The organism is Variovorax sp. PAMC28562, from assembly GCF_014303735.1.
Lineage (GTDB): Bacteria > Pseudomonadota > Gammaproteobacteria > Burkholderiales > Burkholderiaceae_C > Variovorax.
Genome location: NZ_CP060296.1, coordinates 4,382,893 through 4,397,492 on the forward strand (window position 1 = coordinate 4,382,893; position 14,600 = coordinate 4,397,492).

The window sequence follows — 14,600 nt, forward strand, 5'->3', positions numbered from 1 at the left end:
GAGCCTCGCAAGGCGTTCAACTCGCCATGTGACTGGTCTTGGCGTTGACGATCTCTTCAGGCTCGTTCGCCTCGACCCAGGTCTCGCCGTTGAGCCCGGCCTGCAGCCGATCCATGTCGAGCTCATTGGTCCACTTGGCCACCACGATCGTCGCCACGCCATTGCCCACCAGATTGGTCAGCGCGCGCGCTTCGGACATGAAGCGGTCGATGCCGAGGATCAATGCCAGTGCAGCGACCGGCACATGACCCACCGCCGACAGTGTGGCAGCCAGCACGATGAAGCCGCTGCCAGTCACGCCAGCCGCGCCCTTGGAGGTCAGCAGCAGCACCAGCAACAGCGTGATCTGCTGCATGATCGTCATCGGCGTGTTGGTGGCTTGCGCCAAAAACACTGCCGCCATCGTCAGATAAATCGAGGTGCCATCAAGGTTGAAGGAATAGCCGGTGGGAATCACCAGCCCGACCACCGACTTCTTGGCACCGAGGTTTTCCATCTTCTCCATCATGCGTGGCAATGCCGCTTCGCTCGATGAGGTGCCCAGCACGATCAGCAGTTCTTCGCGGATGTACTTGACGAACTTCCAGATCGAAAAGCCGTGGTATTTCGCAATGCTGCCCAGCACCACGAAGACGAAGATCAGACAGGTCAAATAGAAGGTTGCCATGAGCTGACCCAACTGCACCAGCGAGCCGACACCGTACTTGCCGATGGTGAACGCCATTGCGCCAAAAGCGCCAATGGGTGCGACCTTCATGATGTAGCCCACGATGACGAACAGCACATGCGAGAACTTCTCGATCAGGTCGAACACCAGGGTGCCCCGGCCACCGAACTTGTGCAGTGCGAAGCCGAACAAAACTGCGATCAGCAACACCTGCAGGATTTCTCCCTTTGCAAAGGCATCGACGAACTGAGTCGGGATCACGTTGAGCAAAAAGTCGGTGGTCGAAGTCATCTTGCCCGGCCCGGTGAAGGCCGCGATGCCCTTGGTATCGAGCGATGCAACGTCGATGTTCATCCCCGTGCCCGGATGCACCAGATTGATGATGACCAGTCCGACGATCAGCGCGATGGTGCTGACCACTTCGAAGTACAGCAGCGCCAGGCCACCGGTTTTACCGACCTTCTTCATGTCTTCCATGCCGGCGATGCCGACCACCACGGTGCAGAAGATGATCGGCGCGATGATCATCTTGATCAGCTTGATGAAGCCGTCGCCCAGCGGTTTCATGGCCTCGCCGGTCTGCGGGTAGAAGTGCCCGAGGATCACGCCGATGACGATGGCGGTGATCACCTGAAAGTAGAGCGACCTGTAGAACGGTGGCTTCACCGCGGGCGCGGCGGCGGATGGTGCGGTAGACATGGCGTCTCCTTCGTATTTCTTGCTGTTGGACTTATGAATTCAGAACATGGCTGCCGATGCGGCTTTCGCAGCTTTTGCGCCGGGGGCGACTTTAGCGCGATCACTCGACGGCGTCCGCTTCGGTCCGCCGTGCGGCGAGCCATGAAAAAACCCGCCGGAGCGGGTTTTCGTCGAGGCGCGTTGCGAGCAACGCGTCAATGCATGTGAAGTCCGCCATTCACCGAGAAGTCGGCGCCGGTCGAATAGCCGCCTTCGTCCGTGGCCAGCCATGAAATGATCGAGGCAATTTCGCTCGGTTTTCCGAGGCGCTTGACCGGGATGGTGGCAATGATCTTGTCGAGCACTTCCTGGCGAATGGCGTTGACCATGTCGGTGCCGATGTAACCCGGGCTCACGGTGTTGACCGTCACGCCCTTGTTGGCCATTTCTTGCGCCAGCGCCATCGTGAAGCCGTGCATGCCGGCCTTGGCTGCCGAGTAGTTGGTCTGACCAGCCTGGCCCTTGGCGCCGTTGACCGAGCTGATGTTGACGATGCGGCCCCAGCCCTTTTCGACCATGTCGCCGACCACCTGCTTGGTCACGTTGAACATGCTGTTGAGGTTGGTCTCGATCACCGCGCTCCAGTCTTCCGGCGTCATCTTGATGAACATCCGGTCGCGCGTGATGCCGGCGTTGTTCACCAGCACGTCGATGGCGCCGTGGTCGGCCTTGGCCTTCGCAAAGGCGTCGACAGTGGAAGCCCAGTCGCCGACGTTGCCAACCGACGCGAAGAATTCATAGCCTTCGGCCTTTTGTTCGGCCAGCCACTTAGCGTGATCGCGCGTCGGGCCGCAGCCGGCGATGACGGTAAAGCCGTCCTTGTGAAGACGCTGACAGATGGCGGTTCCGATGCCACCCATGCCTCCGGTGACGTATGCGACTTTTTTGCTCATGTTATTTCCTGGAATTCGGTACAGCCGGAACTGGCAAGGTGACTTTAGCGAAATTTGCCCTTGCGTCTTCTGAGGAAAACACTGACACGCGCGTGCAACCAGCTGTCACAAGCCGTATCTATACTCGTTCGATGTCATCGATTGAGCTTGCCGGCGTTGCCAAATCCTGGGGCCAGACCACCGCCCTCCACGCCATCAACCTCCAGATCGAAAAAGGCACCTTCTGCGTCTTGCTCGGCCCCTCGGGCTGCGGCAAGTCGACGACATTGCGCATCATCGCCGGGCTCGAAGTGGCAACTGCCGGCCAGGTGCGCATCGACGGTCGCGACGTGACCGACGCGCCGCCGGCGCAGCGCGGCATCGCGATGGTGTTTCAAAACTACGCGCTCTTTCCACACCTGACCGTCGCCGACAACATCACCTTCGGGCTCTCGGTTCGCAAGACGCCTGCTGCAGAAATGGCAACGCGGCTGAAAGAAACCGCGACGCTGCTCGGCCTGACGGCCTTGCTCGATCGCCGCCCCGGCCAACTGTCGGGCGGTCAGCAACAACGCGTCGCGCTCGGCCGTGCGCTCGTCGCGCAGGCGAGCGTCTGCCTGATGGACGAACCTCTCTCCAACCTCGATGCGCAGCTGCGCCAAGAAATGCGGCTCGAACTGCGCGACCTGCAGCAAAAGCTCGGACTCACCGTTGTCTACGTCACGCACGACCAGACCGAGGCGATGAGCATGGCCGACCAAGTGGTGCTGCTGAACCTGGGCCGCGTCGAGCAGGCCGGCGCACCGCGAGAGCTCTACGCGCAACCCGCCACGACCTTTGCGGCCCGCTTTATCGGCACGCCGCCGATGAATCTCGTGGCCATCGAGGCCGGCCGCATCGCGGGAAGCGACGTCGCCATCGGACTCACCGCAACAACGCTCGGCGTGCGCCCAGAGTCGATCTCGCTGGCGCCGCACATCGACAACCCCGAGAGCCTGGGCGTGCCGGCGCGCGTCGCCAGCGTCGAGTACCTGGGTGCCGATCTGGTCTTGCGCTGCACGGTCGGCACTCAAACGCTGCTGGTGCGCGCCAACGGCCGCTTCCGGATGCAGCCCGGAGACACCGTGCGACTGCACTGGTCGCCGCGCGACAGCCACGGCTTCGACGTCGCCGGTCAACGAATTCACTGACCTGCTTTCTTTCGTAGTTTTTTCGAGGACCACTCCCATGAGACGAGATACCTTTCTGCGCGCCACCACCATCCACCTCGCCGCGGCCATCGCCGTGCTGGCCGGTGCGACGACGCCGTTGCACGCGCAAACACCGGTCGAGGTTCAGTTCTATTACCCGGTCGCCGTCGGCGGCCCGATCGCCAAGACCATCGACGGCTTTGCCGCGGGCTTCATGAAAGACAACCCCGGCATCAAGGTGACGCCGATCTACGCCGGCACCTACCAGGAGACCATCGTGAAAGCGCTCACCGCGCACAAGTCGGGCACGCCGCCGGTGACGTCGGTGCTGCTGTCGACCGACATGTTCACGCTGATCGACGAAGACGCCATCGTGCCGTTCGATACTTTCGCCAAGACGGCTGAAGACAAGGCGTGGATGGGCAGTTTCTACAAGGCCTTCATGCTCAACAGCCAGAGCGGCGGCAAGACCTGGGGCATTCCGTTCCAGCGCTCGACCGTCGTCATGTACTGGAACAAGGAACTCTTCAAAGAGGCAGGCCTTGACCCGGAAAAAGGTCCGACCAATTGGGCCGAGCTGAAAGAAGCTGCCACCAAGCTCACGAAGAAAGACGCCAGCGGCAAGACCACGCAGTACGGCGTTCAGATTCCGTCGAGCGGGTTTCCCTATTGGCTGTTCCAGACACTGACGACACCCAACGACGCGATCCTGGCGAACGAGGCCGGCACGCAGGTCAAGTTCGACGATCCGAAGATCGTCGAGGCGCTGCAGTACTGGGTCGACCTGGGCAAGGCCGGCATCCATCCGCCGGGCGTGGTCGAGTGGGGCACCACGCCGAAAGACTTCTTCGAGAAGAAGGCCGCGATCATCTACACGACCACCGGCAATCTGACCAACATCAAGGCCAACGCCAAGTTCGATTTCGGCGTCGGCATGATCCCCGGCAACAAGCGCAAGGGCTCGCCCACCGGTGGCGGCAACTTCTACATCTTCAAGAAGTCGACCCCGGCGCAGCAAGAGGCTGCGTTCAAGTTCGTTCAGTGGGTAACGCAGCCGGAGCGTGCCGCGCAGTGGAGCATCGAGACCGGTTACGCCGGCACCTCTCAAGCGGCCTACGACACGCCCGCACTGAAGAAGTACGGCACCGATTTCCCGGTCGCGCTGGTGGCGCGCGACCAGTTGCCGGTGTCGGTGGCCGAGTTTTCGACGCACGACAACCAGCGCGTGACCAAAGCGCTGAACGACGGCCTACAGGCCGCGCTCACCGGCACCAAGACGCCGGCGCAAGCCATGAAGGACGCGCAGACAGAAGCCGATCGCATCCTGCGCGCCTACAAGTGAATCGGCGATCGGTCCATGCGTGGTTGATGCTGCTGCCGGCACTCGTGCTGCTGGTGGCCTTCACGCATTGGCCGGCCGTATCGACACTCGTCGACAGCTTTTTCTCGACGCCGAAAGGCGGCCGCGCGGCCGTGTGGGTCGGCCCTGAAAACTACCGGGCGATGGCAGCCGATCCGGTGTTCTGGAAGGCGGTGAGCAACAACCTGTGGTTTGCCGGCGCGACGATTCCGAGCTCGATCGGCCTCGCGTTGCTGATGGCGTTATGGGTCAACGAGCGCATTCGCGGCCGCGCGTTCCTGCGCATGGCGTACTTCACGCCGACCGTGCTGCCGATGATCGCGGTCGCCAACATCTGGCTCTTTTTCTACACGCCGCAATACGGCTTGTTGGAGCAAATCACCGGTGCGCTCGGCCTGCCTTCGCACAACTGGCTCGGCAGTCCGAGCACGGCTCTCGGGGCGGTGACGGTGGTTGCGATCTGGAAGGAGTCCGGCTTCTTCATGATCTTCTAATTGGCCGCGTTGCAAACGCTCAACCCCAGCCTGCGCGAGGCTGCGGCCATCGAAGGCGCATCGCGCTGGTACTTCTTCAGGCGGGTGCAGTGGCCGCTCCTGATGCCGACCACGTTGTTCGTGCTGGTCAACGCTTTCATCAACGCCTTTCGCATGGTCGACCATCTGTTCGTGCTGACGCGCGGCGGGCCCGACAACGCGTCGACGCTGTTGCTCTATTACCTGTACGAGGTGGGCTTCAGCTATTGGGACACGGCCTATGCATCGGCGATCACCGTGGTGCTGGTGGTCGTGCTGGTGAGCATCGCGTTGTTCCAGTTCTTCGTGTTCGACAAACGGGTGCACTACAAATGACCGCGCGTGCGCCCTCACAACAGCTGGCCTACAACGCGCCCGGCTGGCTCGACACCATCGCTGCCTGGCTGCTGGCTCTGTTATGGATCTTGCCGCTCGTCTACGCGGTGTGGACCGCCTTTCACGCGCCCGAGTTTTCAACGCGTTTCAGCCTCACTGCGCCGCTCACGCTCGATAACTTTCGCCGCGCCTGGGCGGCCGCGCCGTTCGCGCGCTACTTCCTCAACACCACGCTACTGGTCGCGATGATCCTGATCGCGCAGCTGGTACTCGGCACGCTCGCCGCCTACGCGTTCGCGCGCTATGAGTTCAGAGGCCGCAACATCGCCTTCGCACTGGTGCTCGTACAACTGATGGTGATGCCCGACATCCTGGTGGTCGAAAACTACAAGACGATGGCGCGGCTCGGCCTGGTCGACACGCTGCTCGCGATCGGCCTGCCCTACTTCGCATCGGCCTTCGCCATCTTCCTGTTGCGCCAGACCTTCATGGGCATTCCGAAGGAGCTCGACGATGCAGCGCGCGTCGAAGGAGCCAGTGCCATGCAGATGCTGTGGCGCGTCTATATGCCGCTCGCCAAGCCGGTGTACACCGCCTTCGCGCTGGTCTCCGTCAGCTTTCACTGGAACAATTTTCTCTGGCCGCTGATCGTTACCAACAGCGTCAACGCACGGCCGCTCACGGTCGGGCTGCAGGTGTTCTCGTCGGTGGACCAGGGAGTCGACTGGTCGATCATCACGGCCGCGACGCTGATGACGTCGGCGCCACTGCTGGTGGCCTTCCTGTTGTTCCAGCGGCAATTCGTGCAGAGCTTCATGCGGGCGGGGATCAAATGAAACTGGTGACGTGGAACACGCAATGGTGCCGCGGCCTCGACGATGTGGTCGACGTGGCGCGCATCGTCGACGGCGCGCGCGCCATGGCCGACTTCGACGTGCTGTGCCTGCAGGAAATCGCGCACGGCTTCGACACGTTGCCGGGCCAGCCAGGCAACCAGCCGGCTCAACTGCAGGCCCTGTTACCAGGCTTTCGAATCTTCTTCGGTGCCGCGGTCGACGAGTTCACTGCCGATGGCAAACGCCAGCGCTTCGGCAACCTGATCGCTACGCGTCTTCCGGTCCTGCAGGTGCAGCACCACGCGCTGCCCTGGCCCGCCGATGCCGGTGTGCACAGCATGCCGCGCATGTGCAGCGTGGTGACCGTGCGTGACGCCGCTATCGGGCCGGTTCGCGTGATGACGACGCACCTCGAGTACTACTCCAAGGTGCAGCGCATGGCGCAGGCGCGTGCGCTGCGGCAATTGCACATCGATGCCTGTGCGCAAGCCGCAGCGCCGCCGCTGAAAGATGACAGCGGCTCGCCGTTTCAAAGCAAGACGCACACGCCGCACGCGATCCTCTGCGGTGATTTCAATCTGGCGGCAAGTGAGCCGGAGTACCCGGTGATCCAGACGCCGTTTCAGCTCGACGGCGATGCCGCGGCGCATGCGTTGCACGATGCGTGGCCGCTGGTGCATGGCGCGGCGTTGCACGCGCCGACCTTCCGGCTGTTCGACCGGACCTATGGCCCCGAACCGGTTGCCTGCGACTTCGTCTTCATCAGCGAAGGCTTGGCGTCGCGTGTGCGCCGCATCGAAGTCGATTCCGTCACGCGTGCGTCGGACCACCAGCCGGTCGTCGTCGAATTGGGTTGAGGGTCTGCGCGCAGTTTCGACGCGCCGGTTCGTTTGCGCTTCGCTCTGTCGCCTGTATCAGCGGTCGGGATGTTTCTTCTCGAACCGCCGCTCTGCGCCGACCAGGTGACTGATCAAGAGGTGCGAGATCAGGTTGACGCCGATGCCGCCGAACATCAGCGGAAAAAGATAGAGCGCGAACGACACTTCGGAGTCGAAGACAGCGTCGTCGACCAGCGACGGCGTGCCGCGAACCGCCGTTTGCATGTGCTGCAGAAAGTAGACATCGAACCCGGCGATCGCGACCAGCGCGAGGCCCAGCGCCAGCACCGTGTAGCGCGAGACGCTCGGCTTCGTGAAGAGCACGGCGTAGATCGTCACCGGCAGGATCACCGACACGGCGACCATTGCCCAAAAGCTCAACTCCGCGAAGACAGAGTCGATCATGTTGAGCCCAAGCCGCGCACAGGGTCAGGCGTTCAGCGCTCGATGGTCAACGCTACGCCCATGCCGCCGCCGATGCACAGCGAGGCAATGCCCTTCTTCGCGTTCTGTCGCTGCATCTCATGCAGCAACGTGACGAGGATGCGGCAACCGGACGCGCCGATCGGATGGCCGATGGCAATGGCGCCGCCGTTCACGTTGACCTTGTTGACGTCCCAGCCCATCTCGCGATTCACGGCGCAGGCTTGTGCAGCGAAGGCTTCGTTGATTTCGAGCACGTCGAGGTCTTGCGGCTTCCAGCCGGCGCGTTGCAGCGCCTTGGTCGACGCGGCCACCGGTCCCATGCCCATGATCGCCGGGTCGAGACCCACGGTCGCGAAGCTGGCGATGCGGCCCAACGGCTTCAGGCCGAGTTGTGCCGCCTTCTTGGCGGTCATGACCATCACGGCGGCGGCGCCGTCATTGAGGCCCGACGCATTGCCCGCTGTCACGCCCCCCGCCTTGTCGAAGGCGGGGCGCAAAGCGGCCAGACCTTCGGCGCTGCTCTTGCGGTTGATGAACTCATCCTTGTCGAAGACGAGCGGGTCGCCCTTCTTCTGCGGAATGTTGACGGCGACGATTTCGTCCTTGAACTTGCCGGCGTCCTGCGCGGCCGCAGCCTTGGTCTGGCTGCCCAGTGCCAGCTCGTCTTGCGACGCACGGCTGATGTCGAACTTCTTGGCCACGTTCTCGGCCGTGATGCCCATGTGGTACTGGTTGTACACGTCCCACAGGCCGTCGACGATCATGGTGTCGACCAGCTTCCAGTCGCCCATGCGCTGGCCGTTGCGCGAGTTGGGCAGCACGTGCGGCGCCATGCTCATGTTCTCTTGACCACCGGCGATGACGATCTCGCTGTCGCCCGTTGCCACCGCTTGTGCCGCCAGCATCACGGCCTTCAGGCCTGAGCCGCACACGGCGTTGATGGTGAGCGCCGGGACCGACTTGTCGATGCCGCTCTTCAGCAGCGCCTGACGCGCCGGGTTCTGGCCGGCACCGGCCGCCAGCACCTGGCCCATGATGACTTCACCGATCTGGTCGGGTGTGAGCTTGGCACGTGCCAGAACTTCTCGGATGACGATCGAGCCGAGCTCGGTGGCTGCGATGCCGGCGAGCGAGCCGCCGAACTTGCCGACGGCTGTGCGTGCGGCCGAAACGATGACGATGTCTTCCATGCTTTCTCTCCGATGGTGTGATTGAAATGAATGTATTGCAAACAAGCTTCAGGCAGCGACCGGCGCCTTGGCCTTGGCCTTGACGTAACGCCCCGGTGCCGGCTCGCTCGCCTTGTATGCGCTGCCCTTGCCGTACGCCTTGGGCGCAGCGATCTGCTTGCCCGCGTGTCCCTTGAGCCATTGAGCCCAGTCGGTCCACCAGCTGCCGGGATGCTCCTGCGCGCCGGTCAGCCAATCGGCCTGCGACGCCGGCAACTTGCCGTCTTCGCGAATCCAGTGGCTGCGCTTTTTCTTGGCCGGCGGATTGATCACGCCGGCAATGTGGCCCGACGCGCCCATCACGAAGCGCTTCTTGCCCTTCAGCAACTGGGTCGATGCATAGGCACCGCCGATCGGCACGATGTGGTCCTCACGCGAGCCGTAGATGTACACCGGCGCATCGATGGCGCCGAGGTCGATCTTCTCGCCGCACACCGTCAGCGCGCCCGGCACTTTGAGCTTGTTCTCGTGGTACGTGTTGCGCAGATACCAGACATAGAACGGGCCAGGCAAATTGGTCGCGTCGCAATTCCAGTACAAAAGGTCGAACGGCGGCGGCGTTTCACCCTTCAGGTAGTTGCCGACGACGTAGTTCCAGACCAGGTCGTTCGGCCGTAAAAAGCTGAAGGTCGATGCCAGTTCGCCGCCGTCCAGCAAGCCGCCGGAGCCCATCTGCATTTCGCGAAACTTGACCATCGCCTCGTCGATGAAGATGTCGAGGATGCCGGTGTCGGTGAAGTCGAGCAGCGTGGTCAATAGCGTGACGGAAGCGGCCGGCTTTTCGCCGCGTGCCGCCAGCACCGCCAGCGCCGTGCTGAGGATGGTGCCGCCGACGCAGAAGCCGAGCGTGTTGATCTGCTTGCTGCCCCCGATCTCCTGCACCAGATGGATCGCCTTGATGGCAGCGTCTTCGATGTACTGGTCCCACGTGGTGTCTCGCAGCGATTCGTCCGGATTGCGCCAGCTGATGACGAACACGCGATGGCCCTGCTCCACCGCATACCGTATGAGCGAGTTCTCGGGCTGCAGATCGAGGATGTAGAACTTGTTGATGCAGGGCGGCACCAGCAGAAACGGTCGCTCGCAGACCTTGGGCGTGAGCGGCTTGTATTCGAGCAACTGAAAGAGTTCGTTCTCGAACACCACCGCACCCTCCGTTGTCGCCACGTTGCGACCCACTTCGAAAGCCGTCTCGTCGGTCATGCTCAGATGACCCCGCTTCACATCGTCCAGCAGGTTCTTGAGGCCCCTGGCGATGCTCTCGCCCTGCGTGTCGATCGCACGCTTTTGCGCCTCGGCATTGAAGGCGAGCGAGTTGCTGGGCGACGACGCCGCCATCCATTGCTCGACCGCAAAGCGCAGTCGCGACTTGGTCTTGGCGTCGGCCTCGACCGCTTCGACCATGTTGAGCAAGGTGCGGCCATTGAGCAGGTAGACCGCAGCCGTGAAAGACGAGACCGGGTTGCTGCCCCAGGCCTCGCCGGCAAAGCGACGATCGCTGCTGGCCGTGGTGGGTGTCATGCCGGCCTTCCACAGTTCACCTGCCTCCGCCAGATACTGCTCTTGCAAGCTTTGCAGCTTGTCGGGGGCGAACGAAAGCTTGGGGAGATCGAAAGATGGCGCGGCACCGTTGGCACCGATCGACTGCAGAGACGTCAGTGCCTTGTCCCAGCCCTGCGCCAGCGCCTGTTGAAAGGGTGCGAAAGCATCGACCCCGGTGGCTTGTTTTTTCATGTGGTGTCTCCTGCTGCTTCGCCTGAATCGGGTGGCTTTTGAGTATGCTGCATTCGACCAGCGCTCACAACGCCGTGTTTTCGCCTAGCCCTTGTTTTCGACTCCGACAACGACAACGCCCACTCATGCATCTGGTTGTAATTGCCTGGCTCTACGTCACGATGATGATGGCCGTGGCGGAGGCCACCAACACCACCGGCACCGTGCTGGGAGCCAGCGTGACCTTCGTGCTGTACGGGCTACTGCCGGTTGGACTCATCATGTATTTCATGCTGACGCCGGCAAGGCGCCGGCGCGCCAGAGAACGGGAAAGCGCAGCGCAGGAACAGGCTCGCGAGGCGCACCGGTCGAGCCATCCGACCGGCCCCGATGGTGATCCGACCGGCGCTCCGGCAGATAACAACCTTCCGTCAGACCTTCCAGATCAGCGCGGCGAAGCGGCCGCTGCCGGCCTCCCGCCGGTACGAGAAAAACTGTGACGAGTTGCTAACGGTGCACCAGGCATCGCTGCCGTCGTTGCCGTAGACGGCTTCGACGCCCATCGCCCGCAGCCGCTGCCGGGCCAGCGCCGGCAAATCGGCCAGCCACTTGCCGGGCACCGCACCAGGCTTGAAGCACGACGCGGCTCCGGCGGCATGCGCTTCGAATGCCGCCTTGACCTCCGAGCCGACTTCAAAGACTTTGGGGCCGATGCAGGGGCCGAGCCAGGCGATTATTTTTGAAGCGCCGCGCTCGTGCGCATCGCCTTGCGTCCCAGCGCCCGTTGGCCCCACGTCCTTCGTGAACGTGCCGAGGGTGCGTTCCAGCACGCCCGCAGCCAGCCCGCGCCATCCGGCATGCGCCGCTGCCACGCGCTCCCCGGCTTCATCGGTGAACAACACCGGCATGCAGTCGGCGACCATGATGGTGCAGGCGATACCCGCCCCGGTGGTAGTGCAAGCGTCCGCTGCGATGGCACCTGACACGTCGGATGTGTCTGCGTCGAGCGCAGCGACATCGGTGCCGTGCACTTGCCGCAGGAACACGGGACGAACGCCGATGACCGACCGCAGCCGCGACCGGTTCTCGGTAACCGCATCCGGCGCATCGCCGACGTGCTCGCCCAGATTCAGGCTGGCGCATGGGCCGGTCGAGACGCCACCGGCGCGCGTGGTGCAAAGGGCCCGGACGTTGGCCGGCGCCGGCCAGTCGGGCACCAGCGGCATGAGCGGCTTGAGCGGCACCAACGGCTCTGGCAACTGCACCGCCATCAATTCTCCGCGTCCGGACACCGTGACGGATGCGCGCGCTGGAAGGCGTCGAGCTGCATGCAGGCCTCGTAAGCCGCCGTGGTGCGCGGCAGGCCGCTCAGATCGCAATCGAAGCGCTGCGCGTTGAAGATTTGCGGCACCAGGCAACAGTCCGCCAGCGTCGGCGTGTGGCCCCAGCAATACAGGGCGGCCGGCCGCTGAGCCAGCTGGCGCTCGAAGGCCTCCAAACCGATCCGGGTCCAGTGCCGGTACCACGCATTCTTGGCCGCGTCGTCCAGCTTGAGGTCGCGCACCAGGTACTTCAGCACCCGCAGGTTGTTGATCGGGTGGATCTCGCAGGCGATGGTTTCCGACAGTGCCCGCACATGCGCCCGGCCAGCGGGGTCGAGCGGCATCAGCGGCGGCTCTGGATGCACCTCGTCGAGGTACTCGATGATGGCCATCGATTGCGAAAAGCGCTCGCCTTGTTCTTCGCCCGAGGCAGGTTCGTCCTCGAAAAGAGGCACCAGCATGTCGGCCGAAATCTGCGGATAAGCACCTGCCAGATGCTCGCCCCTGGCGATGTGAACGGGGAGGTACTCGTAGTCGAGCCCCTTCAGGTTGAGCGCGATGCGCACCCGGTAAGAGGCGGACGAGCGGAAGTAGTTGTACAGCTTCATCATGCGCCGAGCATAGCTTCGCAGCGTCGGTGCGCGCAGGGGTAATGCGCAGGGGCGGCACCCTCTGGCACACTGCCGGTTCGGCGCGAAGCCGGCAGACAAAGGACACAACGCCATGGCATCAGACTTCGTTTTTCCACCTCCCGCGACCGTCTCGGTTCCCGTGGTGGGCCAGACCGCCCGCTTCGCGGTGCACCGCATCTATTGCGTCGGCCGAAACTACGAGGATCACGCCAAGGAAATGGGCTTCACTGGCCGCGAGCCACCGTTTTTCTTCATGAAGCCGGCCGACGCGGTGGTGGTGGTCGATGCCGGCCAGACCGGCACCATGCAATACCCGACGCTCAGCAAGAACCTGCATCACGAGATCGAGTTGGTCGCGTGCATCGGCACTGGCGGCAAGAACATCTTGGCGGTCGATGCGCACAAGCACATCTACGGCTACGCGGTCGGCCTCGACATGACGCGTCGCGACCTGCAGGGCGAGATGAAAAAGCAGGGGCGCCCCTGGGAGATCGGCAAGGCTTTCGAGCAGAGCGCACCGATCGGCCCGATCGTTCCTGCGGCCAAGGCTGGCGATGTCGAAAAGGCCGAGATCTCGCTGCAGGTGAACGGCACCGACCGCCAGCGCAGCAACGTGAGCAAGCTGATCTGGAACCTGGGCGAAACCATCGAGCATCTGTCGGCGGCATGGGAGTTGCAACCGGGTGACTTGATCTTTACCGGCACGCCCGAAGGCGTCGCCGCCGTGGTCGCTGGCGACACGCTGGTCGGTGAAGTCGCCGGTCTGCCATCGCTGACTGTCAAGATCGTTTGAACCTTCTTTAAAGCTGCCGGCCGATGACCTTTCGCGTTCCTATCAAGCACTGCAAGAATTGCGGCACCGCGGTGGTCTACCGTCTTCCGGACGATGGCGATACCAAGGAACGCGCGGTTTGCCCCGCCTGCAAAACCGTCCACTACGAGAACCCTCTGAACGTGGTCGGCACCATTCCCGTGTTGGGTGATCGCGTGCTGCTGTGCAAGCGAAACATCGAGCCGCGCTGGGGCAAGTGGACGCTGCCGGCCGGCTTCATGGAGCTGAACGAAAGCGCGTCGCAAGGTGCGGCGCGCGAAACCGACGAGGAGGCCGGTGCGCATTTCGAAATGCAGGGTCTGTTCGCGGTGATGAGCGTGATACGGGTCGGCCAAGTGCACTTGTTCTATCGCGCCAAGCTGCTCGACGACGTGTTCGACCCCGGCCACGAAACGATCGAGGCCAAGCTCTTCACCGAAGAAGAAATCCCCTGGGACGAGATCGCTTTTCGTACCGTACGCGAAGCGCTCGAATGCTTCTTTGCCGATCGCAAGCGCGGCAGCTTCGACCGCGTGCATACGATCGACATCGCCTGAAATCCATGAACCCAATTCACCGCATCGCCCGTCCCTTTTTGCGCAGTCTCGGGGGCGCGTTGTTGCTCGCGGCGACGTTGAGCGCACATGCCGAAGTTGTCGGCGATGTCGACACCGCCTTCAAGCTGATCGGCCCCGATCACAAGATCGTGGTCGAGGCCTACGACGACCCCAAGGTCGCCGGCGTGACCTGTTATGTGTCGCGCGCAAAGACCGGCGGCGTCTCGGGCGCACTGGGCTTTGCCACGGACAAGGCCGAAGCGTCGATCGCGTGCCGTCAGGTTGGTCCGGTGAGCTTCGCCGGCGGGCCGCTGCCACTGCGCGAAGAAGTGTTCAGCGAGCGGCTGTCGATTCTTTTCAAGCGGCTGCGCGTGGTGCGCATGGTCGATACAAAGCGCAGCGCGCTCGTGTACCTCACCTACTCCGATCTGCTCATCGACGGTTCGCCGAAGAACAGCATCACCGCAGTCCCGATCGACCGCGGTACGCCCATTCCGGTCAAGTAACGGGCCTCACAAAAC

15 protein-coding genes and 1 pseudogene are annotated in these 14,600 nt (G+C 63.0%); 9 read left to right on the top strand and 7 right to left on the bottom strand.

Translation table 11 applies throughout. The annotated features are described in order from the left end of the window. Positions 1–16: 16 nt before the first annotated feature. Together H7F36_RS20520 and phbB are read right to left on the bottom strand one after the other, a co-directional pair. Entirely contained in the window at positions 17–1,366 is a 1,350-nt protein-coding gene (locus H7F36_RS20520) for a dicarboxylate/amino acid:cation symporter (RefSeq protein ID WP_222620407.1), read from the bottom strand. Between the two features lie 194 nt (positions 1,367–1,560). Then, complete coding sequence (gene phbB, locus H7F36_RS20525; RefSeq protein WP_187052508.1) at positions 1,561–2,298, bottom strand: acetoacetyl-CoA reductase; 738 nt, start codon at positions 2,296–2,298, stop codon at positions 1,561–1,563. 131 nt (positions 2,299–2,429) lie between these two features. Here phbB and H7F36_RS20530 point away from each other — a divergent pair, with 131 nt between their 5' ends. The 5 genes and pseudogenes from H7F36_RS20530 to H7F36_RS20550 all read left to right on the top strand — a co-directional run bounded on the left by H7F36_RS20530 (position 2,430) and on the right by H7F36_RS20550 (position 7,368). Then, a complete protein-coding gene (locus H7F36_RS20530; RefSeq protein WP_187052509.1) occupies positions 2,430–3,467 on the top strand; it encodes an ABC transporter ATP-binding protein in 1,038 nt (345 codons plus the stop codon). A gap of 37 nt (positions 3,468–3,504) precedes the next feature. Further along, positions 3,505–4,809: an ABC transporter substrate-binding protein gene (locus tag H7F36_RS20535; RefSeq protein ID WP_187052510.1), complete on the top strand. Its 1,305-nt coding sequence runs from the start codon at positions 3,505–3,507 to the stop codon at positions 4,807–4,809. Between the two features lie 26 nt (positions 4,810–4,835). Further along, a pseudogene (locus tag H7F36_RS20540) lies at positions 4,836–5,675 on the top strand (carbohydrate ABC transporter permease). Beyond that, complete coding sequence (locus tag H7F36_RS20545; protein WP_187052511.1) at positions 5,672–6,511, top strand: carbohydrate ABC transporter permease; 840 nt, start codon at positions 5,672–5,674, stop codon at positions 6,509–6,511. Before H7F36_RS20540 ends, H7F36_RS20545 begins: the two are co-directional and overlap by 4 nt. After that, positions 6,508–7,368, top strand: coding sequence for an endonuclease/exonuclease/phosphatase family protein (locus H7F36_RS20550; protein WP_187052512.1), 861 nt, complete (start codon positions 6,508–6,510; stop codon positions 7,366–7,368). Before H7F36_RS20545 ends, H7F36_RS20550 begins: the two co-directional genes overlap by 4 nt. A 57-nt stretch (positions 7,369–7,425) precedes the next feature. Here H7F36_RS20550 and H7F36_RS20555 read toward each other — a convergent pair whose 3' ends face one another. From H7F36_RS20555 to phaC, 3 genes are read right to left on the bottom strand one after another with little or no spacing between them, the layout of a single operon-like run. Further along, a complete protein-coding gene (locus H7F36_RS20555; protein WP_187052513.1) occupies positions 7,426–7,794 on the bottom strand; it encodes a hypothetical protein in 369 nt (122 codons plus the stop codon). Positions 7,795–7,826: 32 nt separating this feature from the next. Further along, complete coding sequence (locus H7F36_RS20560) at positions 7,827–9,005, bottom strand: acetyl-CoA C-acetyltransferase (protein ID WP_187052514.1); 1,179 nt, start codon at positions 9,003–9,005, stop codon at positions 7,827–7,829. A gap of 48 nt (positions 9,006–9,053) precedes the next feature. After that, positions 9,054–10,778, bottom strand: coding sequence for a class I poly(R)-hydroxyalkanoic acid synthase (gene phaC / locus H7F36_RS20565; protein WP_187052515.1), 1,725 nt, complete (start codon positions 10,776–10,778; stop codon positions 9,054–9,056). A gap of 125 nt (positions 10,779–10,903) precedes the next feature. Here phaC and H7F36_RS20570 point away from each other — a divergent pair, with 125 nt between their 5' ends. After that, entirely contained in the window at positions 10,904–11,257 is a 354-nt protein-coding gene (locus H7F36_RS20570; RefSeq protein ID WP_187052516.1) for a hypothetical protein, read from the top strand. Here H7F36_RS20570 and pgeF read toward each other — a convergent pair. Both pgeF and maiA read right to left on the bottom strand, forming a co-directional pair. Next, on the bottom strand, positions 11,189–12,028 hold the full coding sequence (gene pgeF / locus H7F36_RS20575; RefSeq protein WP_261802419.1) for a peptidoglycan editing factor PgeF: 840 nt from the start codon (positions 12,026–12,028) through the stop codon (positions 11,189–11,191). The genes H7F36_RS20570 and pgeF overlap by 69 nt on opposite strands. Continuing rightward, positions 12,028–12,687 (bottom strand): maleylacetoacetate isomerase, encoded by a 660-nt coding sequence (gene maiA, locus H7F36_RS20580; RefSeq protein ID WP_187055125.1) that lies wholly within the window; start codon positions 12,685–12,687, stop codon positions 12,028–12,030. The genes pgeF and maiA overlap by 1 nt, the downstream gene beginning before the upstream one ends. Before the next feature lie 115 nt (positions 12,688–12,802). Between maiA and H7F36_RS20585 the strand changes: the two genes are divergently transcribed. Genes H7F36_RS20585 through H7F36_RS20595 form a run of 3 tightly spaced genes read left to right on the top strand, consistent with a single transcriptional unit; the run spans position 12,803 to position 14,585 of the window. Beyond that, a complete protein-coding gene (locus H7F36_RS20585) occupies positions 12,803–13,504 on the top strand; it encodes a fumarylacetoacetate hydrolase family protein (protein ID WP_187052517.1) in 702 nt (233 codons plus the stop codon). Positions 13,505–13,527: 23 nt separating this feature from the next. Next, positions 13,528–14,079, top strand: coding sequence for an NUDIX hydrolase (locus tag H7F36_RS20590; RefSeq protein WP_187052518.1), 552 nt, complete (start codon positions 13,528–13,530; stop codon positions 14,077–14,079). 5 nt (positions 14,080–14,084) lie between these two features. After that, complete coding sequence (locus H7F36_RS20595) at positions 14,085–14,585, top strand: CreA family protein (RefSeq protein ID WP_187052519.1); 501 nt, start codon at positions 14,085–14,087, stop codon at positions 14,583–14,585. The last annotated feature ends 15 nt before the right edge of the window (positions 14,586–14,600 follow it).